Below are 26,478 nucleotides of genomic sequence, written 5' to 3'. Positions count from 1 at the left end.
CTGAGGGCAAATACCAGTAAATTCAAGCTATCACTCAGTTTTAAAAAATGCCCTGCTCAACAAAGACGTTCAAGCAAGGCATTCGTTACATCTAAAGCATGATCAATATAAACTTAAGGATTACTTACTGAACCCACAACCGGCCTTTTTAAAAAGCTGACCAATAACGCGGGCAAGATAGTCAGAGTCACTACTGTTGCCATCGCAATACCACAAAGTACTATCATGCCAACCCCTCGATACAATTCAGAGCCTTCTCCAGGAATAAATACCAGTGGCGCAAGACCACACAAAGTCGTCATCGTTGACATAATGATTGGTTTAAGACGTGTTTGTAATGCCGAAAGCACAGCCTCATAAACATCCATTGATGTGTTTTCTAAGTTTCTTCGACTTTGATCCACTATCAATATTGGGTTATTAACCACAGTGCCGAGCAAGATTAAAAAACCAAGCATAGTGATCATGTCAAAGGGTTGATGGAACGTGCCCGTAAGACTTCCAACCCCGTTGATAGTAATTAACCCGAGTAGACCACCCGCCATACCAAGGGGGACCGTAGCCATAATAAATAATGGATAGCCCCAATGCTTAAAGATAGCGACAAGTAGTAAATAACACAGCGCTAATGCAACAATAAAGTTACTACCTAATGCCTCTTTGGTTTTGTCTAGCTGATCAGCGGCACCACCAATACTCACATTGACACCCGGTAACAAATCCCCTTGCCTTTGCAACTGTGGAAGGAGCTCCGTTCTGACAAGTTCTTGAGCCTGCTCCAATGCGACATTTCTAGGCGGAATAATATATACAGTAACGGTTCTGCGACCATCAACTCGACGCAAACTGTCGCTGTCAGCTTTTTCTTGGAGATCGGCTAAAGAACTTAGTGGGATCAGGCCTGCTTTGGTGACAACAGGTGACTGCGCTAGTTGCGAAAGACTCTGTTGATTGCCCGATTCAGAAAACAAAAAAACATCTACTTTGTCATCGTCTAGGATAAGTTCGTCAACATATGCCCCGTCGCTCAGCGCCGCAACTGTGTAGCCCAGCTCTTCAGCACTCATTCCAACTTCCGCTAAACGCTGCCATCTTGGTTGGATTTCTATCAACGGCTGGTCGAGGGTAAGTGAAGACGGAGCTGAGTCGACCTGTGGATTGTCAAAGACCTCGCCTGCTAATCGATAAACCGCATCTGCCGCTCGATAAAGCGCGGTTTGATCTGTCCCACTGATATCTAACGCAACCGCTCTTGAGCCACCATCGTTACTGGATATAATTGATCCTCTGGACGAAAATGCTCGCATACCAGGATAACTTTTAAATTTGGTGGTGATTGCCTCCATCATCTCGTCTATATAATCACTGTTATAAGGTTCACTTAATAGCCAAATACTGCCAACACCAACCGACAAAGAGTAATATTTTAATGGCGGTAGCGCCGTCTTGCCCGCAACAAAGTCGCTGTCATCCTTGTCTAGATGTTTATTTAAATACGGGAGTAATTCGTCACTAATTTTTTGCATATGGCTAAGGTTATATCCCGGTGGCGCTATCATCATCGAGAATGCTTTTGGCTCCTCTCCCTCTGGTAAGTATTCTGCTTTGGGCATCAACATCCAAGCACCACCAAGTAGCAAAATACACCCACCTGTAATGCATATTAGGCGAGCACGACGACTAGATAACATTGCGGGGATAAGCTTAGGTAATTTAGGTGTGGACAACATACCGCTGGAAATGTCCTTACATGCAAAGTTGGCATTTGCTGCCGGCACTACGAACAAGGCTACCAACATCGATGCAATGATTGCAGCAGAAATGGCTATCGCAACGTCAGAGTACAATTGCCCCGCTTCTTGTTGAATAAATAAAATAGGAGCGAAAACCAATACCGTAGTCAGCGTTGAGGCTAACACCGCCGGCCATACTTCTTGTACACCCGTTATAGCCGCTTGAAGTTTATCTAATCCTCTACGTCTGGCTTGCTCAATGTTTTCAAGTACCACAATGGTATTGTCTACTGTCATCCCAATAGCAAACGCCACTCCCGCAAGAGAAATCACGTTTATCGTCCTATCAAACAGCAATAACCCTAAAAATGCCGCTATGGTACAAATTGGAACACCCATGACACCAATAAAGGTCGAGCGTGGACTCTTTAAAAACCAAAACATCACCAATGTTGCAAGCAATGCCCCCAGAGCAAGGTTTGTCCAAACGTTTTCAACAGAGCCCTTAACGTAACGCACATCATCACTCAATAATGTTAGTTGCAAGCCATTGCTTGCCAGCATGTCGCGATTAATTTGAGCCACCACAGCCATCATTTCTTCTTTAATCGCCATCACATTTGAGCCGCTTTCACGCCGGACAGAGAGCATTAACGAACGCTCACCATTGTTATAGGCAATATCTCTTACTTCATAGTGGTCAAGCTTTACTTGTGCGATATCTTTGAGCTTGATGGTAGTGCCTTCACGATGACTCACTACCAATTCTTCCAGTGCTTGCGCGGACTGAAAGCGGCCAACCATACGCAACAGGTAGCGACGCTTACCACTGTCAATATCCCCCGCAGAGGCATCTTGGTTTCGACTGCGGATGGCATTTCTAACATCCACTAAACTGATCCCTCGGCTCGCCAGTTGTTCTTGGTCTACCAAAATTTGTACTTGATAAAGTGCCCCACCGCGCACATTTACTTGGGACACCCCCTTTACTCGCTCCATTTCTGGCCGGATAAAGTCTTCAGCGTAATCACGCAACATATCAATATCGATGTTGAGCGGGTTCCCCGACTGTGGTTTTAGATTAAAAAACATAAAGGCATTACTTGAAAACGAGCTGCTGTATAGTACTGGTTGATCAACGTTTTCAGGATAATTTGGCACTTGAGATAATGCATTGCTCACATTGATAAGAGCTTCATTTACGTCAACGCCAAATGGGAACTCAAGTTCTATCTCAGCTTCGCCAGTATTTGCATAACTGGACATACGTTTTAGATTAGCGAGAGACCGTAGATACCGTTCCTGCTCAATAAGTATTTCTTTTTCGACATCTTGTGGGGTAGCGCCAGGCCAATTAGTGACGACAGTGATTGTTCTCACTTCAAGATCAGGGATCATTTGCACCGGTATTTTAAAAGCCGCGACTATCCCTAGTATCGAGCAGATCAATACCGTTACTGCAACCAAAATAGCGTGCTTTACACTTGCTTTTAACATCACACACTCCTACAAACTTGGTACGATGTTCAGCATTTGGCCTTGCTGCAATAATTCATTGCCTTCAACCACCACCTGTTGACCAACAGCTAAGCCAGATAAAACTTCAATGTGACCATTGATCCGCTTGCCGACTTGCACATTTATACGTTGCGCCTGACCATCTGCAACAACAAAAACACTAAAACCACCGTCTGGGTGACGTAAAATCGCATCGCTTGGGATCACCACTGTATTTTTCTGAGTGCGCATTAACGGTAGTTTAGCGGTTGCCGACGCCCCAACGCGCAATTCCTCCTGCTTCGGAATTGCGAGCCTGAGCAAAAATGTTCGGCTCGCTCTATCCATAACCGGAAGCTTTGCTAATACATTCGCTTGATACTCCACAGTTGGAGCGCTGGCCACGCTGAACTTGACCATGCGGCCAAGTGATACAAGCTGAAAGTATTCTTGTGGCACCTGTAAGTCTAACCATAAGCTTTGGTTACTAACTAACTCAAAAACCGTTTGGCCGCGCGTGACCCACTCCCCTAAATCAACCGCTCGCTTCGCTATTACACCAGTAAAAGGTGCCTTTAATTGATGGCGGTTAAGTAGCTCTTGCTGATAAGCAATATTTGCTTGAGCTTCTAAAATTGACGCCTCAGCTGCTTGAAGCTTGGCTTTTCTATCTGCAAGTTCAGTTTGCGCGAACAGCTTTTGCTGTGACAGCGACTGGGCTTCTTTGACCAAACGTAATGCATTATTCCGGCCAACCTTTGCTCGCTCAAGCGCGGCTTCTAAACTTTGCAGCTCTGCATTAATCAAAGCGGCATCTAAGGTCATTAAAACAGTATTTGCAGCAACAACATCGCCAGCTTCAGCTGAGATTGTCGTTACAACCCCCTCTGTCAGGCTCGAAACCTGTGCATGCTGAGCTGCAATAATTGAACCTGTCAACGCGAGCGTGCGTTCAAGCTGTTGCTGTTTTACATCAGCGACCACAACGTTGGCTGCTGCGGCATAGAGATTAAAAGACAGAAAAGAGAGTATTAAGCAAACGCATTTCATCTAATTTGTTCCAAAGTTAATAATATATTCCCTTCAGCATATATTGATAAACAAGTTATGCCGATTTCGATTTAGCTTCATTAACGACAAGTTAAACAGCAAAAACGGCGACACCCTAACACAAATAGCAATCATTACCATCTAAACACGGTAAGGCGCTTAAAAAGTGTAGTTTGTGGGATAACAGTTGGTCAAAAAAGTATCAAGGGGATCATAGACATATAAAATAGACACAAGCAAGCTTGTGTCTATTTGGGAGGTTATTTAATGTAATTTTAAAAACAATGAGTTAGCTCATTCCCTTTCCAAACCTCAGCTTGATTAGAAATGACTGTGCAAGCTCATCTATTGGTTTAATAATGTCAAAGACGATACATTGCGCACACCAGGGTGACTCATGTAATCGTTTTTTATCCCTTCAACTCTCAATGACTTGCCAACTAAACTTGGATTTAACTTGGGGCTAAAAGCATCTCGCTGAGAAGCTTCAAGTTTTATATAGAGTTTATTGCCTTCTACATTGGGATCACTTAACTCTAACGCATAAATATGATTAACCGGCGCGGTAATTTTTCCGGTCAACACCACAGCCGACCCATTATTTAACGCCAATACATCCGAAACACTTAAATCATCAGATGGTTCAGGTGCTTGTTCAAATAGGTGAATTTCACTAACTTGTCGAACACCCGGTGCACTCATATAAGAAGCGCGCACACCCTTGATAATTAATGTAGAGTCAAGAATAGACGGATTGAGCTGAGGGCTAAACGCTGCTCGCTGGTGGCTTTCTAACTTAATATTAATGGTGTAACTTGAGTCGGTACTGTCTTCAAGCACTAGGGCATAAATGTCATTTAACGCTGATTTTACTCGCCCTATCAACTCAATTTCATTACCTTGCGCTGTTGCAAGCGCTTGCTCAACTGACAGTGCAATCGGTGCAATTTGGATATCACTAACATAACGGATCCCAGCCTCGCCCATATAGCTATCACGAGTACCTGTCACCAAAATAGTTTGACCTAAAATTTCAGGGTTAAGCTGTGGATTAAAATCACTGCGCTGTGATGATTCTAGTTTCACGTTGATGGTCACAGATGTGTCTGTGGTATCGCTAAGCAATAGTCCGTAAATACTATTAACCTCAGCCGTTACTTTACCAATCACCGTAAACTGAGTTCCTGTGGTAGCTGCCAGTGCCTGCTTAACAGACACCGTGCCACCTGGTGTTGGCTCAGGATCTGGATCTGGGTCTGGATTGGTTTGCCCCGAACCATAGGGTGCATTAAATGAATTGTTTTTGTAGGTGTCGGTATTCCATGCATCAAAGCCCGATGCTGGCGTCCCCCAAGGCTGGCCGTTATTTGGATCAAATCGCTCTTGCTGGGCCATAGGTATCGGTGTGACTTCACCACTTACATGACCATTATTACCATCAAAATACTGATAAGATTCCGGAGTTGCAAGCCAATTAACTAGGTTAACTGCAAGTACTGCTGCATTACCGCTATCTGTCCAGCCTGGATACGTCTTCTTGGTATTACCATTATCTTGGCGTTTGTATTTAGGCGTCGCATCTTCAATTGGTGATGAATCTCCAATAAAAGCCGCTTTACCAAAACCTGCTTTTGCAATAGCAACATATGGACCTTCGTTTCGACCACCAAAATAAAGTCCATCATCTTTAGCATGACGCCACTTTGCTGGAGTGTCTGATGGTGAAAAATAAACTAGCCCCTTGGCTTTTTGCTCATCAACAATCGCAAGCGTCGCGCCGGCCGCCATCAATACTGGCGTAACACCTAAGGTAATACCCTCTGTTTTACTCGCAGGCTCAATACCACTCACCCCTTGCTTGTAATCCACCGCGTTAAAGCGAAATCGAATACCAAAGTTTTCAGCAAGCCAACCTGCATCTGCAGACTTAGGGTTACGCCAATCACCGTATTCACCGCCAATGTTATACTTGGCTAGATCAGAGCGGTTATAACCATTAAAGACTTCAGTTGCATCCCAAGTATTTAGGTTCCGATCTGCATCATAGTGATCTGCTACAAAAAAGAGTCCTTTACCATCGGCCACAAACTGTAACAACGCTGCTTGCTCAGACTGTGTAAACGGACGGTTTGTTTCTGCAAGTACAAATACATCGGCATGCTTAATAGCATCGTAGCTGATAATGGCTTCGTTTTGATTAACTTGCGAAGTACGGTCATCGAAAAACCGTATTTTACCGTCACTATTTAAGTCGACTCCACGATACTCTTTTACTGTGTAACCTTCTCTTACCAGCGCATCGGCGAAATCAGAAAAAGCACCATCAATTACCCAATCGGCATTCCCTTCAACACCACCGTGCGACACATCAAATAAAACGGTTTTACCATTGTTATTTGCACTAGGCGTTTTTACTGGAGCTTGGTTATTCCAGTCATAGGGCTGTGCCGCAAGCGCTGAGGTTGAAATTGTAGCGGCCAATACTAGGCTACCAAGTGTAAACTTTACTTGTTTCATTACTCAAATCCCGTTGTTAATAGTTTTAAAAAAGCCATAAAAAAGCCGCCTTACGGCGGCTCTGTGTATTAGTTAAGTGGCTGCGTTAGATCTAATTGATACAGCGCAAAACCTCTGTCATCGGTTTTACCGGTAGGAAGAATGTGATTAAACTGCTGACTGTATGCTTCTGCGTCTGCGCTTGTTGAGCTAAAGAACTCAATAGTTGCACCAACCACAGGAGCAAATGACCAGTTCATATCTGCGGATGGATCTAAACCCTCAGCACCGTTTTGGTCACTAACATAGGTGATATAGTCAGCCACTACTTGACGGTTTTCATTTGGCGAATCGACCACAATTTTTTCACCAGATATATTTGGGAAATTACCACCACCTGATGCGCGATAGTTATTCGTTGCCACCAAGAAAACTTGATCATCTGTTACCAACTCACCCTGATACTTAAGTGCTTTAATCCGGTTGCCATCAGACACCTTGTCTCCATTTGCAGCGTAGCGGGCAGGCTCAGTAACATCAATTTGATAGCTTACGCCGTCTAATACATCGTAATTATAGGAAGGGAAATCTGGGTTGATAAGCGCCTGAACGCCCTCGGTGTTTGGAGTGATCTGATTGAACTGGCCTGCGGACATCTCAAGCCATTCGCGCACTTCACTTCCCGTAAGCTTTAATACTTTTAGTACATTAGGGTAAATATACATGTCAGCGACGTTACGATAAGCAATATCACCTGCCGGAATGGCTGTAAAGTCGTCAGGACCGCCACGACCCGCTCTAAATGGCGCACCGGCGGAAAGAATAGGTAAACCATCCAGTTCTGTGCCTTGTACAATTTTTGCGGTGTACCACGCTTGTGCATCGGTTACAATTTGAATAGATGGATCGTCATTAACCAAAGCGAAATAACTATTCACTGTGTTGGTGATTTTTGCAAAAGGCTCATTTACCCACGCGCGCGTCTCAGCGTGTTCACGATGAACAGCAGCTTCAATAGCGGCATCACTTTCTACTAAAGAAACCGTATTGCGGTTATCGTCGGTCTCATAAATTGGCTTGAGCGTTGACTGGGAGTCAACAACTACCCACTTGCCCGATTTAAACTGAATATCTAGGTCAATTACTCCTAAGTGATTCCCCCAAAACCCAGGCATAACAGCCGCAACACCATTAATTGTGCCTTTGTCGTTATCAACACCATGCGCTTCTAACTCAACATAGCCTGCACCTGGGAAGTTAGCGTGTGCATGACCAAACATAATTGCATCGATATCATCTACTTTAGATAACGCATATGAAGCGTTTTCTGCCATTGGCTTATCAGCACTCACATCTAGCCCAGAGTGTGGAATAGCAACAACAATATCCGCTCCCTCAGCTTTCATTTTAGGGACGTAGTGTTTAGCCATTTTAATGATATCTTTGGCAATTACCTTACCTTCAAGGTTAGCCTTGTCCCACTGCATTATTTGTGGTGGTACGAAACCAATAAAACCCACGTTAATCACTTGCAGCTTATCGTTTTCATCAAAAAACTGCTTTTCTTGGATGATATAAGGTTTAAACAAAGGCACATCGTTTGACTCGTCTTCATCGCCATCTACCTTAAATACATTGGCACTGATGTAAGGAAAGTTGGCATCATCAATTGCTTCGTCTAAAAATGCGAGACCAAAGTTAAACTCGTGGTTACCGATATTCGCAACATCGTAAGACAATGTATTCATCGCCTTATAAACCGGGTGAACTTCACCTTCTTTTAGATTTTTTATCTTGGCCATATAATCACCAAGTGGACTACCTTGGATCAAGTCTCCATTATCCACCAACATGGTGTTTTTGGCTTGGCTTCGCGCTTGGTGAATTAACGCTGCGGTTTTGACCAACCCTACTTTGTCATCTTGCTTGTCTGAAAAGTAGTTGTAATTTAATACATTCGCATGGAGATCTGTGGTTTCCAGTAAACGTAGAGAAACCGAAGTGCCCTCTTCTGGAATATCAGGTCCTTTTGGCACATTTATTTCAAAGTCATTGTCTGAATCTGAGCAGCCAGTCATGATGCTTGTTGCACCGCAAAGCAGTGCGATTGGAAGTAGTTTTGTTTTCATAAGTCCTTTCTTAACTTTGTTTGCATACCCGTGCGCATGCTTATGGTTAATACAGTAATGCCAATTCACACTGCTTCTAGCTGCACTTCTAGAAATAGAAGCCGAAGCTAGAAGCACAGCGAATCAGTATCAAACCGTTGCGTTTTACGTGGCGGGTGTCACTATACGAGGGAAAAAAGTCAAGAAAGCTAAGGTTTTATGGCAGTTAGGTGCTATAAATATGACGTTACTAAGTCAAACATCCATGGCTAACAGCAAAATGCTTTATAAGCATAAACAACTGTTAGGGCAACCCCGTTAGAATTTGTATTAAAGAAACTTTTATAAAGCTTTGCTTTTTATTGACTTGTTCTTGAGTTAAATCTGGTTTCCACTTTAACCAAGGTTTTACAATTTCCTCACGTTCAGGGCCGTGAGTGAAGTTAAAATCTGCTGCGTCTTCTTCATAAAGTCGTTTTAATCGACTCTGCTCTCCCAAACTAAACCCAGCCCAAAATAGCTCTGGTCGATTGTTTTGCTTATCAAACTCCTTGGTCAATTCATCTTTGCTTCTAGTAAGCTCATAAATAGGAATATCTGGTAGTGGTTTAGTATTATCCATATGTCGGATAATCAACTCCCACCTTAAATGACAGTACATAGCTGAGTTTTGTATTCCCACAACATCCATACAAAGGTTTACCTTTGGGTATTTATCACGATCTTTGTGCACTAAACGGACAAAAAAACGTGGGACTCCCATATCGCCAATTTGCTCAAAAATTTCCGCTTCTATATCCAGCCATGGAAAACACTGATTGCCAAACTCATCCAGCTCGTCTGAGCCAACATCAAAACTAAAACTAACGGTTTGTTTAACTCTATCGAAGTAGGCATATTTATGCCCCAACATTCTCAAAAAGTATGGATAAATATTCAGTAAAAAAAGCGAAATAACTAAGTTAAATAAAAATCGCCCAGAAAAAAGTTCAATTAACCCTTCATTAGTGATATCTTCCGAAAAAAAATACAACACAATATTAAATAACAAGAGAAACCATAGTCCACCGCATAAACCTAGAGGTAAAAACATCAAAAACCGTTTAAACCCCCCTTCATCTAACACTAAGTGAAATCGCCACATTTCCCGCTGGATCGTTTGAAAAATCTTTCCGTCAGTTTCATCATTAAGCAAGGCTACTCCCTTTTCTTTCGGACCCATAAGGTACAGTATATTACACTCTTTAAAAAAACCATTATATCGTGTACGTCTCACTTTCAGTAACCTCCACCGGTCTCATAACTTTCATAATCTATAGGGAGAGTCATATAATTATCTAAAATCAACTTAGGACTTATACTAATGCTAGTTACATCATCTGGAATCTTGAAATAGAAGTCACCTGAAACATGCTCATTTTCTTTAGAAAAAGTAGGAGTATAATCTTGAGTTCCATAAACCCATGTTCCTTTATGCTTATTAAGTGTCACTTTATGTCGATACTCATAATTAACAACTAGACTCAAATCAGACACCCCAATCTCAAACCTTGGTGTTAACACCTTAACCAAATAAGCATTGTCTCCTAAGTTGGATATTGAGACTTTCGGCTCAAAAAGTATAGAGTTGACATAATTATGATACTTCTCAGGGTTTGTAAAAGCAGGTAGATTTTCACCAGACTTTGAGAAGGGACCATTTTTAGCCCAAATTTCTAACTTTGACTCGATTAATGACTCAGCTACTATTGTAGTTATTATACTTCCGACGAGTAAAGCCCAACCTACCGGACCTAATTTGGCAGCAAATATACCATACATCGCCGAAGAGAATGTCACGCCAGAAGCTATCAACATTGTCGTACCCGCTACAGTGTCATTCCTCTCTATAAGCTTCAAGGCGTCTTTTAATAATATGTCAGCTCCTACAAACCCGACAACTCCACTAAACAACCTAAGCTTTGTAAACAATAATATTGATCTACGAATTTTAATAGCATGTTCAACTTCTTTAACCTGATTAATTGCATTAAAAAGAGAAACGGACGCTGCTATTTGAGCCCCAATTATCGCGACATTTTTTTCGTTCTCATAACTCTCCCCTTTGCCTTCAAAGTTTTTTTTATAGTCTGAATAAGCAAGATAGGTACTGTAAGAAACCAACATAAAAACAATATGGGCAACAGATTTATTTATAAGCTGAGCACCTAAGTTTGCTTTTGTAGAGGATATTCCATTAATGGAATAGTCTCCGCCTAATTCTTGTGCCACATTGAAAGCAAATCCACCTTTATAAAGTGACGTTTTTGGCATGGTAAGCGCACTTTTACCCCTGAGCACGGAGTCTTGAACCTCCTTAATATCTGAAACCCTCAGTGCTAAAGCTATAATAACCTCTTTGGTCTTTTTCAACATTTCAGCATTGTGAGGTTTGTTTCCAGGCCCTTTAATTTTTAGCTTTAATGTATCAGCAACAACCTTAAGATCTCTTTTTGCTATATTTGCTTGTTTTCCGTTACTTGCCTGTCTGAGTATCCGCTGAAAAGGTTTTTTTGCCTCGCCCGTGACAAGTTTCTGCAAAACAGGCAAATCAACGAACTCTTTGGTAATTGCAACTCTATCGTTTGGCATCGCTCCTAAAGGATGAACCTCTAGTTCACCAAACCAACTTGGAGACCTCGCTTTTATCGTTGCACCAACAATATGCAATAGTCTTTCACTAGGTGGTATCTTCTCAAATTTCAGTACAGCTAACTGTTGCTGAAGTGCGACGTACTCTTGTACACCTTTGAGTGAAATATCAACTCCTCCTTTAGCAACATTAAAAGCGGATCCCTCCATGTTGATGTGCGGATTATCTTGGATATTACTTTTAAACTTTTCCGGTGTGAATTCCCCAAGCTCAGATGAAATCAATTCTTCATCATAAATGGAACTCTTGAGCATATCTCCGTAAGCATCTGGGTGAGCACAAAATAGAACATTAAAAAAGCTACTCTCATTGTCGAAATGTTGCCATACAAACTTTAGTGCTTTACTTTGTTGAAGCTGTAGATCTTTTCTAATTCGTGTCAACTCTGTTTTGTTAACCATTGAATCTATGTATATAGGTATAGAATCATCGGGCATAGTTAATAGTAAAAAATGCTCGGATGTGAGTCCTAGTCCATCATCAAAAGCTGATTGTTCAAGTGTACTAAAATCAATTAGTACAGATTTTTGGGTGGGCGGGATCGTAATATTATTACTAGAACAAAGATCAGAAAGTGTAGTGTTCTGAGCCTCTATTTTTCTATTGTAGATATCATACAAGTTATTTCTAGCATCAATTATTGACTGCAATTCGTTAACAACTTCTTGTGGGTTTTCACCTAGAAGATATTGCTCTAACTTATCCTCAGATACTAAGGCGGCTGCCTTTCTAAGCACCTTAGAAGTGTTGTCATTTTGTTCATATAAATTTGTAGCGAGTCGATTTCTCATTTTTGTGTAATCAATTTCATAGAGTGACTCATCAAAAAGGAGCTTATGAGCAATTAACGCTGACTTTTGAAAGCCATTTTTAGACAGCTCAGTTTGTCTGTTTCTCAGGCTATGTAATGCAGCTTCTCCATCCAAATAGTATTTTTGCGCTATCCCCAAAACATCATGTAAATAAATACAGGGCTCACCGTTTTCGTTGGCTTTTAGGTTTTCAATATTGTCCCAGTTGGGGGCTGATGAAAAATCGATGGTTTGCATCCGCTCGCTACGATAGGTCGAGGCTTTACCTTCGTCTGGGCACTTCGACGTCATTGGCTTTTTATCAAAGCGACTGTCATCTGGCTTCATATCACCCAATGCGCTGATGTAATCCCACGACCATTGCACGCGTGAAAAGGCAACTTGATAAGTCATGGTTTCAACTGAAGTTGAGTCTGAGAAGAGACCTTTTGCGCGAATTGGCAGTGTGAGTCTTGGCATGTGCATGCCATTGTTAGGCCTGAAGTTTTGACCATGATGCTCGCGAAGGTCAACTTCACTAAGCAAGCCCTCTGCAATAGCGGCTATTTCGCGCCACAAATAACCATTGACAAAAAAGTAATAGTAGCCAACAGGTTCGTCTTCTTGAAATGCTTTTTGATCTTTAAACATAGGCACGTATTCAGGTGCCTTTGCTTTATTAATATCAAGCGATGCTTCTGAAAACACACGTAGTTCAACCGTCTCCACGAAAGGAATTTGGTCGTCAGATTTGGGGGATGACGCCCGTTGAGTTTCAGCAAAACCAAGGGGCACAGTACAATCTTTGCCGTTTAATCCTTGAAGTTGCAATTCCAGCGTACAAGGTGCTTGCTCATCGTTCAGTTCAGTATTAAAAATATGTGTGCCCATACTTTATTGCCCTCCCTGCTCTAGTTTTTTTTGTTGTTTGTTTGCGCCTTGCTTTATCACGAAATTTCCCTGTGAGATAAGACTACGGCTGCTTTGGTTCTTTAGACCAAATGCACTTTGGATTGGATCTTGTTCGGTAACCATTGCCTCTCTTTTTGCCACTGACAGTGAGCTAGGAGTAGCACCGCCCGGTTGGTTTAGGGGAGAAGGCGGCGTATTTTTACTGTTAGAGATCATAAGATCTCCTTGGCGAACGGCGGGTTTTCCTTCGATATACACATCAAAAGAGCCAAGAATAAATTCGGCTTTGCCTTTAATTGTGCCACTGGCAATGCCTTTCTTTTTGCCGGGCTGATCACCTGTACTTTTTGAAAAGTTACTTTTGATGTTGGCTGCAGGATTACCATTGATTTTTACCGAGCTTGCCGTGCTCGCTGCATCTTTGGATTTGGCGAGATTGCTATAAGGAATTGGCACAACAACTTTACCAATTTTAGTCCAGCAAACATCTATGGTATTGAGCATGCCACCGCTGTCTTTATGGACTGCGGTGCGGCCATTAATTAATACGTTTTGGCCGCTTACGATGCCAACTTGCTGCGCCTCACTAGCTACGTCTTTTTCGATTTGTTCCTCGCTACCAACTTGCCATCCTATTTTGCGCTCAACCAAATCTAAAAATGCTCTGGCGTCATCAATTGGCTTATGCATATCCATGCCAGTTTCAGGCTCTTCATGGGGTAGTATGGGCTGGTTTTTATCGGCATCCCACTGCGGTGGTGGCACAATATAGTCACTAATAAATTCAGTGATCATCTCTCCAAGCACCATATCACCGTATTTGGCTCTGGCTATCTCATCAATAAATGCATTTTCACCGCTTGTCTTGTCAGGGAATACGGCAATCCCATTTACACAGCCAATGGCACCATTATTTTTCGCTGCGATAGTGAGCTTTAATAATGCTGGATTATTGTGGCGCCAAGATACACTACCACCCACTCTCAATGTGGCGGTAGTTGCGTCTTGATCGTATTGAATTGAATCCGGCTCTTTTCCCTTTACAGCTGCGATAAAACTCATCACTGGCTCCTTGTTACTGCAATTAATTGTGGTTTTTGCTGTTCTATGATTAACCACACTCGTTCAATATGAGTGTTTAAAGGATTGTGTAAATAGCTGCTTGCAACTGCAAGTCCAAGCGCATGATGACCAACGCCGCTATAACCAATAGTGTTGGCCGTGTTACGTAGTTCAATTAGCGAGTCATGCTCTTGGTACAGTGCTCGAGTGGCGTTAAGCCAGGTTCTTTGCCATTGTTCGCCAAGCAGACAAGTTGAAACGTATGGCTCATGTATATTTGCGTTTAGCTCGGTTAATAATTCGCTTAAGTCACCTTGATACACTGTTGCTTCACAAGCTAAGTCTGTGTTTGCTCCGAGTAATACGCAACCACCTTCACTTAGCACTGTCCCCTCAGGACCTCCAACAACTTGTAGTTTTCCTACCCACTCTGGTCGTGACGCTTCGTCATAGCCAATACAGCTATCAACGAACACATATAGGCTATGTGGGCTTAGTCTGTTTAAATCGCACGTTTTGTGCGTAACGATACTATCAACGGTCAATTCAAGATCGTTACAAAGTTTACGCGCCTCTTGTTCGTCAATGTATAATTCGCCATCTTTGGAGCAAGCGGTGATCAGGTGCATAGTGCCATCCCAAGTGTTGGCCATCTGATCAAACTTCTCTTTGGTTTTACTTAGCAAAGTGTCTAATATTGTTAAACACCGATGTTTACGCCTAGTGACAGAAATTTCTTCTATTTGTGCACATAAATATGGTGCGTCGAGACTCTGGTCATATTGCACAATTGCTTTACTCGGTGTACAAAAGCGCATGTTATTGGCGACTGCTGTGTATAACGCACTTTGATGACAGCCCGCGGGCGTAGCGGTTGCGATTAACTCAAACTGCATGATGTGCTCCCTCTTCTTCAACCAAAAACACACTGCTGCAGCCCGTTTGACTCTTTTTTACCGAACCGCGCCAGATCAAGGATAATTGCTGGGTTTGTGAGTCAATCACAAGCGTATCGCACTGCATAGAAACAGGGGTAGCTTCAGCGCCATTTATTAATCGACAGCGTGGATGAACTAAAGGGAGTGTAAGTCTAAGACTTTGTCCGTAGGGCAAGCCTTGCGTTAACCCCATCAGTTCAAGCCACCAGCCATCGCTAAAGCGGTTGGAAGTTTGTTGATCGAGTGGAGCCACCTGATAATGCGCCGCTGGAACCGCAGTTTTAAAAGGAAATTTACCTGCCAATACCGCAGACGCGTCTACTTCAGGCAGTTTGTCTACCCTTGGGGACCAAAAAGGGGGGATCGCAGCAAAACAGGCCACCGCAGTTTCATGACTTGGCTTTTTTAACACCTGATCGGCATATTCAACTTGTGGTAACTGACGGCCTTTAGCGTCTTTATTTCTTAGTTTATATCCTCGTCCGAGCGGGTTTTGTGCCAAGATTTGTTTTTCATCAGCAATGCTTGCACCGCCAAATGCCAATTGATAATTCAATACGCAAGGCGATAGCACATCAGGTCACTTGCAACCGGACCGAATAAAGACCTCCTCCAGTGTCGCTCACCTGTCACTCGCAGTAGCTTATCGACAAATACTTGGTCGTTGCACCCAAGCTTTACACCCACCTCAACAACACGAGCCTGTTTATCGGTAGGTGGAAAGCACGTTAGTTCACCATATACTTCAAACCCTGCTTTATATGGCTGCGTTTCACTCACCGCTGTTAAGCAGGCTTCTAGCCCTTTACCGTTGAAATCATCAGCAAGCACAACGGGCTCGCCAGTTGGATCTGGCACTAGATTGCCTTCCTTGTCGTATTCAAAGTTCTGCTTTACGACCAGCAAGGCAATAGCGTCTTTATTTTCGTCCCATGCGTCAATAGTGCTACTTTGCCAGTTCGATTCATTCACTAGCATGCCATTAGCTCCTTCTTTACTAATTGCCACTGTCGCTCATGCATTTGAACAAAATAAAGCGCCGCGCCAAGTGATCGTGAAGGTAACTTTGCAAGCTTACGTTGCACAGCAAGGCCAACAACTCCTTGGTCTAGCCATTGATTTGGTGCTAATTCATCGCGCCCCGCAAGTTGATAATGGATATTAGCGGATGCTAATGCTTGGCGTTCGTACTCGGCTTGCTTAAAACTAGGTAGTTTTTGTGATTTTTGAGATTTAACACCTGTTTTAACATCACTTATTGCACTTTCCTCAGGTAGCTCTATATTAGTAATTTGCTTCCATGCTTCGTATGCGCCCTTCGCTGTACTAGGGACTTGAAGTAATTGGACTAAGTTTTGTAGTGATCTGGTATGCGAAAAATACGGACATACTTCGGCAATGTAGCTTGGGTTTTGTTGGCAATAAAGTAGGCTGGGCTCATCCCAGTTCGGATCGTCAAGCAGACCCGCTAGTTGCAACAACTTAGCCTTAATTGCAACATCATCTGTCATGGCAAATCGCTTGATTAACTGCTGCGATAACTGATCGTTCCCCTCGATCCACATATTCACTAATACGGCAAATGCAATCTCAGGGTTGCTATGCTCAAGCGCAGCCAAAAGCTGATGACGAGACAGAGAAACCGAGCTAAAAGCCATACAGATCAGACTTGTTGGCCAGCATTCGTCAGTCGACAATATTCGCTGCCTAAGGGCATCTCCAAAATCCAGCTGCCATGCCGATAAATTATGTACCAATAAATCTGCAAGTACTGGACTACGACCGATAGCTGCAAGCACCTCATCAGTTTCTCCGCTAAAATCCCTCGTTCCGAATAAATGCTTAATTAGTAGCAACAGCGGTGGTGAGTCAATTTCTTGCGTTAACTCAAATACTTCCTCAATAGAGCCGTTTACCAAGCGCTCAATTTGGGAAAGGTTTATCCAATGCGCTTCATCCGTCGCTGCTAACGTATAGAGGTGATTAAGTAGCTGCTGCTCAAGGGCATACAAACGTCCCTGCTCTACAACTTGACGTGTGTTCAATTTTTCATAATGTCGCCAAAGTGACTTAAGCTGCTGACGATGCACAGCTAATTTAGTTGTTGCTAATAACATAGTAACGACAACCCAGCTTAGTTTAGTCTGATTGGCCAGCCTTGCAGGCTCAAATCTTGCTCAATATCAGCGTTTAGCAATTTACCCTCGAGGTATATTTCACCATTACCATTAATGGCGATACTGCCATTTTTGGTTTTAACACATACCTTTTGTTGTGCGCTTAACACTACCGTACCATTGTTGTCTGAAATGGCGGCAGCGGGAAAATCTTTGTGGCTAGATAAGCGACCAATCACCACTGGCATTTCCACACTATGAAGTAACACTTCATCATCAATGGCTGCTCTACAAACGCTGTCTAGCTGACCTTGTACGTTCAGTTCAACATTAGCCTCATGGCATTTAACACGTAATATTTTGCCCAACTCATCAATGGCAGATACTCGCCACACAGTACTATTTAATGATTGAGGAAACTGTACAACATTACTTTTCATAGACTTTGCTCCCTGCTTAGTTATGGCTGATTGCACTACCCGACACCGCGATATTGCTAGCGCTCAGATTCAAATTATTGGCTTCAATTGTGATGTTACCGGCGGCATCAATCTCTATTTTTCCGCCGCCCTGAGACAACTGAATGGACCCGCTGCCTTGCCCTACAATCGAAATATTTCGCTCTGCATTAACAGTAAAGTCGCCATTTTGGGCGGCTAACTCCACGTTCCCTTGAACACTGAAATAACTAATATCTTGAGCTGCCTCAAGGCTAATATTCTGCTGCGATTCAAATAGAATATTGCTCTGTGAAGACTGAATGTTAATGTCTGTATCTGCGCTAAGCTGAACCGCTTCTTTGGCGTTTATTTCAACATTTGCTTCAATACTTTGGATATAGATGGCATCTTCAGCACGAATGCTGATCTCTTTCTCTGCTTCAGCTGCCATATTAGCTTGTGATGACATTGTCATCGCTTCTTTCGATTTAATATCGATATAACCTTTTTGGGTTTCAAGCTTGATAAATTCACTTCCTTCGGTTGCGTTAAATTCAAGGATATTTTCTTGCCCTTTGGTGAACAATTGAATTTTCTCTTCACCTTGTTTGTCATCCATCAATAAGGTGTGCTCTGCCTTGGTAACAAGTTTGTTTTCTGTTGAATTTTCAGCTGTGACAGGGCTTAAGGCCTCGTCATTAAACAGCGCGCCGAGAATAACGGGCCGATCTAAATCGCCATTTTCCCCAGCAACAATAACCTCAGTGCCTTTGTTTAGCGGGAAATGCATACCATGCCCTCCCGGTCCGCCATAATGTTGCATTAATCGTGTTGGCTTGCTTTGCTCCCCTTCACCATCTTGATTAAATGGCAGTTTAACTTTGTAACGACCTTTGTCATCCACCTCTTGCTCAATAGTGGCATTAAACGACGCAAATACTTTTTTCCGTTTTATCACGGGTGCTTTAAACTGCACGTCGATTGGAATAATCGTAGCTTGATTTTTATAGGTTAACCCTTTGACTTTTGAGCCATATTCAACACTACCACTCTGACAGCCCTTGTGCGCCACCGACACTATCAGGTAGCGGCCGCTGTAACTTGGGTGATCGGTAATAGTTAAAGTAAGGCCTGGTCGAAGCGCTCTACAATCGGTATCTACAATAAATAAGTTTCTTTGGCAGTCGATGCTTTGCTGGTGCACTTGAGTAAGCGTGTCGCCATCGCCTTGAGTGGTAAAGTTTTCAGCATAAATACTGCTTTCGCCAAAACCTGCCACTGTAGACTGGTTCTGGCTGTTGAGTGAAAACGCACTACCGCTCTCATAATCTTCATCGTAGAGATGAAATCCAGCATTCAAAAAGCTCGATTTTTTAGAAAAAGCAAACACCGATTCACTGGATCTCACTTGTCCCGTCGGCGCGACATAAGGCAAAGTGATCTCTTCCATTTGTGAAGAAAAGTCACTACTGGTGTTAAACACCGACAAGTTTGCCTGGCCATCAGTAGACTCGATACTGCCATAGACAAACCCATATCGCCGCATTAACCGAGTTACAAAGTCAAAGTCGCTTTCATCATATTGCACCGTCATTTCTAATGTTGGTGATGATGCTTTTACCTGTAATTTGGCAGCTGGGAACCCTGCCTTATCTAACACGCTTTTCACAATGGCATCTGCTGACATATCAGTGAAGACACGGTTTGATCTTTGATGCTTTAATAACACCAACAAAGATTGCAAAGACAAGGTATAAACATAGCCTTGATGATTGCGACCATGGCAAAGATACTCGGTAATGATCCCGGAAATGGTTCTATCTGACATCGCCCATGTAATGGTTAGTGTCACATCCTTACCTATTACTAAGTCGGGCTCGATTAACTCTTCACTTAACACTTCAATGTTAAATTGGTAGTCATTACATAAGCTGTCATTGTTGGACTCAAAACTCAGTACTTTAAATAAACTCCCTGATAGCCCCGCGATTTCAATCGCAAAATGACTTTCATTGGCTGTAGGAAGTTTATCGGCAAGTGATGCTAACATTTCCATAATCGTCTCCTTACTCGTATTGACCGTTAGCTTAAGTCGGCAAATACGGCTTCAATTTCACCCTTGTCATCCAGTGTAAGCGTTAGCAAATCTGGCATATCCTCTTCGCTCATAAAGCCTAAAATTGAGCGAGCTATTCCCGGTAAAATCTGTTGTTCAATCGTTGCGTTGACTAAGCGTGCGCCACTATCAGACATCGCACACTTATCCGCAAGATAATCAAGTGCGCTTTGGTCTACACGAAGTCCTATTGCATGGTTGTCCCGCAAACGCGTAGCCACTTTCTCAAGCTTTAATGCAACAATATGCTTTAGTACTTCGGTATCTAGTGGAAAAAACGGTACGACCTGCATCCGAGCTAATAATGCCGGAGCAAAATGCGCGAGCAAGTTTGGCTTAATCAAGCTGACTAGCTGCTGAAAGCTTGGTCGCTCAAACGGCGTTTGTGCTTTATTTCCTTCAGCTTCTTCATCTTCCGGTACACCTTGCTGAATGATGCCATCAACCATCTGCTGCATCGCTTGTTGCTCAGTTTCAGGTGTACACGCGTTAATGATCTGCTCAGCACCTAGGTTTGAAGTCATAATGATAACGGTGTTTCTAAAATCTATTTCACGTCCTTCTCCGTCTCGCATTACACCCATTTCAAACACCTGATAAAACATGTTCATAACATCTGCGTGTGCTTTTTCAACTTCATCAAGCAGCACCACAGAGTATGGTCGTTGGCGCACTGCTTCAGTTAGCACTCCCCCTTCACCATATCCAACATAGCCAGGGGGTGAGCCTTTTAATTGAGAAACCGTGTGTGATTCTTGATATTCGCTCATGTTTATGGTGGTTAAAAACTTCTCACCACCAAATAGAAGCTCTGCTATGTGTTTGGCAGTTTCTGTCTTACCTACACCAGAGGGGCCAGCCAACAGAAACACACCTAATGGACCAGCCGATGCCGACACGCCAGCTTTAGCTACCCGCAATGTCTGTGCAATTGCGGTAAGCCCAGCGGTTTGTCCGACCACATGTTGAGCTAGTGACTGTTCTAAGGTAATAAGATTTTCAAGCTCATCTTTCACCATGTTACCGACAGGGATCCCTGTCCAGCTCGCAATCACTTGCGCAACAGTGTCACTGGTCACTTCGGAGAAAATGGCATTATCGTCTTGATTTAAAGACGCAAGCAAATGTCTTATCTCTGGTTTTTCTTCTTCACTTGCAGCATGCAAAGCATTAAATACTTCGATTTGCTTAGCTCGGCTTTGCTCAAGCGCAGCCAGTTCAGTCTGTGCTTGCGCCAACTCATTGGTCAAACTTTGAATACAAGTTTGATCGGCAATACCCAGCTTTGATTCCAACCCCAAGCGTTCAATACGGCTTTGGTAATAGCGAATTTGCTCTTTCGCTTTGTCAATAACCACAGGAGAGGTGGCAGGCCCCATTCGGACCATGGCCGCAGCTGTATCCAGCACATCAATGGCTTTATCCGGTAATTGTCTACCGGTAATATATCTTGCAGACAGTGATACTGCCGCTTCGATTGCGCTGTCAGTAATTTGGATTTGATGGTGTTTTTCGTATTTGTCTTTTAAGCCGGTTAGCATGAGCTTCGCTGCTTGCTCACTCGGCTCGTCCACCTTAATTAGCTGAAAGCGTCGCTCAAGCGCAGCATCTCGCTCAAAATACTTTTTATATTCACTCCATGTTGTTGCAGCAAGCGTGCGTACTTCCCCGCGCGCAAGGGCTGGTTTTAATAAGTTGGCGGCATCACCCATGCCCGCATCACCACCAGCACCAATCAAAGTATGGGCCTCGTCTATAAACAAGATCACAGGCGTTGCGGCGCCCTTCACTTCATCAATCACTTGTTTAAGTCGTCGCTCAAACTCACCTTTTACACCCGCTCCAGCTTGAAGAAGCCCCATGTCTAACACACAGATCCGAACATCTTTCAGCTCAGGGGGCACTTGTCCTTCAACAACACGTTGCGCAAGCCCCTCTACAACTGCAGTTTTACCAACCCCCGGCTCTCCCACAAAAATAGGATTGTTTTTCCGGCGACGACACAATACGTCGATGGCAAGACGAATTTCTTCATTTCGACCAAGCACCGGATCAATGGCTCCGCCACGGGCTTTCTCTGTTAGGTCTTCACAAAATGCATTGAGTGCACTTTCGTCTTGCGCCTTACTGTTAGAAATCGTGTTGTTCGCACTCGGTTTACTAAAAACTTGGCGTTCGGTTGATCCTTTGCAGATCTTATTTATGTTTTGCTTTAAAAAGTGAGTATCAATTTTGTCGAACTCACGGGCTAGGCCAAAAGCAGGACTATAAATTGCCATGTCTTTAAATGAATCGATCAGTGCAGCTCCTGTGATCCAATCACTTTGATGGCGCATATTTGCACTCAGCCAAGCTTTTTCAAGCCATTCGTATAGTCTACGAGAAAACACCGGTTTACTCGGATTACCAGCGTCTTGTTGATTGATAAACTCAAGGGCGCTGTTCCAAAGGGTATCTTGGTCTACTTCAAAAAACGGCAAAATCTTCGCAACATCGCCATCGTTATGCTCCTCCATTAACTTTAAAAGATAATGCTCTGGTAGCACTTCAAAATGCTTTCGACTTGCTGCAAACCCAGCTGCCGCTTCTAATGCTGTGGCACTGTGGTGATTTAGTTTATCTATAAGGTGCTTTATGCTTGTTGCGTCCATCTTTTTATCCTTGCTATTCCCGTTCGCATTAATACTGTGATTGTGAATAAATCTTCTTTTCTACTCTTGCTTTCACTTTGCCCAGCGCACAACTTTTACCAAGTTTGCCAGCGCCTAAGCGAGTCCCCTCATGGGCTCGACGGTTAACTTGTACAATGAGCTGCCAGTTTAGTTGAGTCGAAGTATGCCAATTAAGCAGCTGTGATAGTTGTTTTGCTTTAGCACCGCCTGGTTCAAACGACTGTGCCTGCGCCTCATCCATTGGACCTAACTCAATACAAATACGGTTACCAGTAACCAGTACTCGGTTTCCCAGCACTGCGTTTTCGCCTAGAGAAAACCTGCCTTGTTTACTCCCAAGCTTTCCGGCTTCGGTGATTTCTTCCCATTCAACAATATTGTCTTTAAGCGTTAAACTTGGGCACTTTAACGCTTGTTTTAGAACTTGCTCCAATCCAGCAGCACTGGTTTGTTTTGCGCTGATCAGATTTAACTTGTTTTTATCCGACTGAGTGTTTTCAAACACCGCAGCTACAATTTGGTCAAATTGCTGAGCGCCTATTCCTGTTAGGTTGACTTGTGACTTTTTCCAACTTTGGAATAACTGACAATACAAAACATGATTAAACAGATCCAAGAATGCACGCGTTCGCGCTCCTGTTTCTTCATCTCCTACCGCCTGTTCCAAAAGATAATGCGGCATTGCAGCATCAACACCATAGAGTCCTAAAAAGGAAGTTTCGAGCCTAAGTTTGCCTCGTTGTTTAACCTGTAACTCACAACGTCTTACATCAGACGCAGGAAAACCAAGCTCTTTATATGGCGCTATTTCAACACGATGGCTGTGACCGCTTTGTAATTCATTATTACTAGCCCAATGTTGCTCAATAAGCGTCAAGGCTTTAAACAGGCTGAAGCGCCAAGGGTGTTCCATTAACTGGGCAATTGGCTCGGGCAACTTTGCCCAAATGGGTTGTTCTTGCTGTTCCATCTTCACACCTGGTAACTATCGCCTGCGGTAACGTCCCACTCCCACTCACGATAACTAGGTAGCAAGGTCACACGTGTTTTTAGGCATTCGTTTATGGGAGCGTACAGTTTAAAAAACTGATGTAGCACGTCGCAAAAATGGTAAGCGTCAGCGTTACAAACAAAGCCCTTTTCGTTCAAGGTCAAATGAATTTCTATCCCTTTTACAAACACTCCCCTTTGTAACAAGGAAATGGGTTTAGACTCAGCGCCTTGGATGCTCTCAATTCGATTGCGATTCTCAGAACGTTCTGACCAATCAAACAACGCCAACAGCTTTTTCAGTTGCGTTGGTTCTGCAAGCTGAGAAAAGCGCATATTGAGTAAACTGATAAGCTGCCAATGTAGTGCCTGCTCTGGTGAGTTAAGCAATTTACTTGGTCGAACTACATTTTTAACACTTAGCACTGGTGGTACATCAGCGCTTGGAAGATTAATATCACTCTCTTGCAAGGTTTGTCTCGGCCATGCTGCGTTATGAGCAAGCAAATCGGTAGATAAAGTGGTGATATCCCCTACTTCATGCATTGACAACTGAATGTAGGTTTGTGGTGAAACCCCGCCAATGTCACGACTTATAAGAGAGTAAAGATGCGCGTTGTCTTCATACACAGTGCTATATCGTGACACAAACTCGATGGCTTGCCCTGTGCTGCTACTCGCACCTCGAACTGATTGCACGCTGTAACAAAAGCGCTCACCAAGGGTATGTTGCACTGGGTGTAACTGGTATTCTGTCTGATTTTCACTGACTCGAATAGGCTCCGCATCCACTGGATAAATGTTAACGGCTGGAACACAGTTAAGCAGAATATTGTCAGCGTTAACCTTATTACCGGGTGGCAGTTTAATGTCACTGGCGATCTTGATGCTGATGGTATTGGTATCAGGATCGATATCTAGACTATCTAGCCCCATTAACTCTACAAAATAAAACTTTTCACGAGAATTAAAATAGTCCAGTAGTAAAGCATAAGCAGGATGGCTTTGCTCACTATTGGGTAAAATTCCAGCACTGTCTTTATGAAAAGCGGCGTCAATTTTTGACTGATTTAAAGTGTATTGCTTGGTACTACCTAGCTGACCTGTTTCGACTTCAATGGCACCATTAGGAGCTTTCATCATCTGATATAGGCTGGCACACAGCGGGGTATCGCCACACAAGTAAAACCTAAGAGTAGAAAGATCATAATCTTCTAAGCTACCTTGTCCAACACGTTTTAAGTGTAAGTTTAGTGTCGCACCAGTATGGTTTTCGTGATAATCAACAGAATATAACTCAAACGGCACAATGCTGGTTTCTGCCGCTGTGGTGAAGTGGCAAGCTACCGGTGCTTTATCACTCTTTTTAGAGGAAACCTCAGCCCCTTTTGGCACCGAGACAAGCCCCTGCATGGTTAGCTTAGGCGCAAACTCCAAGACCGTAGTCGACGGATAGTAATTGAGTAAAATTGGACAAATTTGCCTGAGCACTTGTTCAGATACTTCTGGCAGTGTTTCATCTAAGCGTTTTTGAGTAAATGCCGTTAAATAAGCAACCCCTTCAAGTAAACGTTCTACGTGAGGATCTCTGTCTTTAAGTGCGTCAATATTCAAAAAGCCAGCGTGTTCAGGATATTGTTGGGCAAATTGTTTACCAGCTTGGGTCAACAGCCTCATTTGTGCATCAAAATATTGTTGCATATCCATTAGTCTGCTCCTCCTGCATTGACGTTTGCTTTACCACCTGATGCAAACTTTGTGTTCAACCTAATGATTTCACCCGTTTTCAACTGGGCTCGGATCTCAAATCGGATCACACAATTTTCCTCCTTGATGTCGACAGGACGAACAATGAGGTTGGTAATTCTAGGCTCGTACTTTTCTATGGTTCTTTTCACTTCATTGGCGAGTGTTTGCTGTGAATACGGCAACCCTTCGTATAAATCTTCCACGTCGGGCAGACCATAGTCACCTAAATGCTCAAGCACACCTCTACGCGCATTTAATAGCTGTGTTAGGTGATTACATACGCTTTCGCTTAACTGCGATAAATTATTATCGCTATAGGCTTGGCGCGAAGGTTGAGCCAACAAATCAAATAGTGCCATAGGAAAATACGCTCTTAATTTGGCTTTAGAAATGGAGGCCGAGGGGCCTCCAACACTCGAGATTAACGACCTTCAGTCCATGAGTCAGAGAATTCAATGTTACCGTCTAGATACGTCCAAGTGATGCGCTTATAACGCATGTGCACAGTTTCTAGATGTGGATAACGCTCTTTGTCCAAATCTTTTACATTGTGCATTGTTGGCGAGATAGACGTGATTTTTACGTCTTCAAGCGTATGGCGGAAATACTCACGCTCTGTACCAGTATCATCAATACGATACCACTTAAGCTCAAGTTGCTTCAGTGTTTGGCCGTTTGAACATGCTTTGTACAGGTATGGTGTTGCCGCATCCACCGCTTTGGTGATAACAAAAGGCTCGTGCTTACGTGTACCTGTTAGCTCGCCTGTGTCGTTATCAGTTGGGATGCGCAGTTCGTGATCGAAATGCAAAATCTCAATTGATCCTTCACGTTCAGCAACAGTCACAGAACCTTTTACGTCGTTACCTTGGTCATCCTTTAACCACATATACGCTGGAATTGCCATTTTTAATTTCTCCTTTTAATATAAGATGTTTCCTAATTGATAATGGCATTGATCAAGCGCGAGTTTTTCACGCTTGATCCCCAAACAAAGCGCCACGCTTTATGCCAATTTGGGAACATGTCCCAAGTTGGTGGCAGCCAACTTGGGGCAATCTTTCTCTTCGCTTTACAAACCACCACATTAACCAACTTATACTATTTAAGGTCTT

The 26,478-nt window shown here is 43.2% G+C and carries 18 protein-coding genes; all 18 read right to left on the bottom strand.

From position 1 onward, the window contains the following. Positions 1–113: 113 nt before the first annotated feature. On the bottom strand, positions 114–3,230 hold the full coding sequence (locus tag CEX98_RS21415) for an efflux RND transporter permease subunit (protein WP_099644021.1): 3,117 nt from the start codon (positions 3,228–3,230) through the stop codon (positions 114–116). 9 nt (positions 3,231–3,239) lie between these two features. Beyond that, positions 3,240–4,280, bottom strand: a complete 1,041-nt coding sequence (locus tag CEX98_RS21410; RefSeq protein WP_099644020.1) for an efflux RND transporter periplasmic adaptor subunit — start codon at positions 4,278–4,280, stop codon at positions 3,240–3,242. A 345-nt stretch (positions 4,281–4,625) separates the two neighbouring features. After that, complete coding sequence (locus CEX98_RS21405; RefSeq protein ID WP_099644019.1) at positions 4,626–6,797, bottom strand: DUF6359 domain-containing protein; 2,172 nt, start codon at positions 6,795–6,797, stop codon at positions 4,626–4,628. Positions 6,798–6,865: 68 nt separating this feature from the next. Beyond that, positions 6,866–8,905, bottom strand: coding sequence for a bifunctional 2',3'-cyclic-nucleotide 2'-phosphodiesterase/3'-nucleotidase (locus tag CEX98_RS21400; protein WP_099644018.1), 2,040 nt, complete (start codon positions 8,903–8,905; stop codon positions 6,866–6,868). Positions 8,906–9,188: 283 nt separating this feature from the next. Next, positions 9,189–10,079, bottom strand: a complete 891-nt coding sequence (locus tag CEX98_RS21395; RefSeq protein ID WP_172439826.1) for a hypothetical protein — start codon at positions 10,077–10,079, stop codon at positions 9,189–9,191. A gap of 83 nt (positions 10,080–10,162) precedes the next feature. Beyond that, on the bottom strand, positions 10,163–13,258 hold the full coding sequence (locus tag CEX98_RS21390; RefSeq protein ID WP_099644016.1) for a hypothetical protein: 3,096 nt from the start codon (positions 13,256–13,258) through the stop codon (positions 10,163–10,165). A gap of 3 nt (positions 13,259–13,261) precedes the next feature. Beyond that, the gene (locus CEX98_RS21385; RefSeq protein WP_099644015.1) at positions 13,262–14,341 is read right to left on the bottom strand and encodes a DUF4150 domain-containing protein; all 1,080 of its coding nucleotides are present in this window, start codon (positions 14,339–14,341) and stop codon (positions 13,262–13,264) included. After that, a complete protein-coding gene (locus CEX98_RS21380) occupies positions 14,341–15,237 on the bottom strand; it encodes a hypothetical protein (RefSeq protein ID WP_099644014.1) in 897 nt (298 codons plus the stop codon). The genes CEX98_RS21385 and CEX98_RS21380 overlap by 1 nt, the downstream gene beginning before the upstream one ends. Continuing rightward, a complete protein-coding gene (locus CEX98_RS23525) occupies positions 15,227–15,853 on the bottom strand; it encodes a DUF2169 domain-containing protein (protein WP_277948946.1) in 627 nt (208 codons plus the stop codon). Before CEX98_RS23525 ends, CEX98_RS21380 begins: the two co-directional genes overlap by 11 nt. Beyond that, on the bottom strand, positions 15,832–16,257 hold the full coding sequence (locus CEX98_RS23520; protein ID WP_277948945.1) for a DUF2169 domain-containing protein: 426 nt from the start codon (positions 16,255–16,257) through the stop codon (positions 15,832–15,834). The genes CEX98_RS23525 and CEX98_RS23520 overlap by 22 nt, the downstream gene beginning before the upstream one ends. After that, positions 16,251–17,396: a hypothetical protein gene (locus CEX98_RS21370; protein ID WP_099644013.1), complete on the bottom strand. Its 1,146-nt coding sequence runs from the start codon at positions 17,394–17,396 to the stop codon at positions 16,251–16,253. Before CEX98_RS21370 ends, CEX98_RS23520 begins: the two co-directional genes overlap by 7 nt. Before the next feature lie 17 nt (positions 17,397–17,413). After that, positions 17,414–17,836 (bottom strand): hypothetical protein, encoded by a 423-nt coding sequence (locus CEX98_RS21365; protein WP_099644012.1) that lies wholly within the window; start codon positions 17,834–17,836, stop codon positions 17,414–17,416. 16 nt (positions 17,837–17,852) lie between these two features. After that, positions 17,853–19,892: a type VI secretion system Vgr family protein gene (locus CEX98_RS21360; RefSeq protein WP_099644011.1), complete on the bottom strand. Its 2,040-nt coding sequence runs from the start codon at positions 19,890–19,892 to the stop codon at positions 17,853–17,855. A gap of 26 nt (positions 19,893–19,918) precedes the next feature. After that, positions 19,919–22,603 carry a type VI secretion system ATPase TssH gene (tssH, locus tag CEX98_RS21355; protein WP_099644010.1) on the bottom strand — a complete coding sequence of 895 codons (2,685 nt, stop codon included), beginning with the start codon at positions 22,601–22,603 and terminating at the stop codon, positions 19,919–19,921. A 28-nt stretch (positions 22,604–22,631) separates the two neighbouring features. Then, the gene (tssG, locus tag CEX98_RS21350) at positions 22,632–23,594 is read right to left on the bottom strand and encodes a type VI secretion system baseplate subunit TssG (RefSeq protein ID WP_099644009.1); all 963 of its coding nucleotides are present in this window, start codon (positions 23,592–23,594) and stop codon (positions 22,632–22,634) included. 2 nt (positions 23,595–23,596) lie between these two features. Then, the gene (gene tssF, locus CEX98_RS21345; RefSeq protein ID WP_099644008.1) at positions 23,597–25,321 is read right to left on the bottom strand and encodes a type VI secretion system baseplate subunit TssF; all 1,725 of its coding nucleotides are present in this window, start codon (positions 25,319–25,321) and stop codon (positions 23,597–23,599) included. Beyond that, positions 25,321–25,722, bottom strand: coding sequence for a type VI secretion system baseplate subunit TssE (gene tssE, locus CEX98_RS21340; RefSeq protein WP_099644007.1), 402 nt, complete (start codon positions 25,720–25,722; stop codon positions 25,321–25,323). Before tssE ends, tssF begins: the two co-directional genes overlap by 1 nt. Before the next feature lie 62 nt (positions 25,723–25,784). Continuing rightward, entirely contained in the window at positions 25,785–26,270 is a 486-nt protein-coding gene (locus CEX98_RS21335; protein WP_099644006.1) for an Hcp family type VI secretion system effector, read from the bottom strand. Positions 26,271–26,478: the final 208 nt, after the last annotated feature.

The organism is Pseudoalteromonas piscicida (assembly GCF_002744175.1).
GTDB classification, from domain to species: Bacteria; Pseudomonadota; Gammaproteobacteria; order Enterobacterales; family Alteromonadaceae; genus Pseudoalteromonas; species Pseudoalteromonas piscicida_B.
The sequence above is the reverse complement of the archived record's forward strand: the minus strand, read 5'-3'. Positions and strand labels throughout refer to the sequence as shown.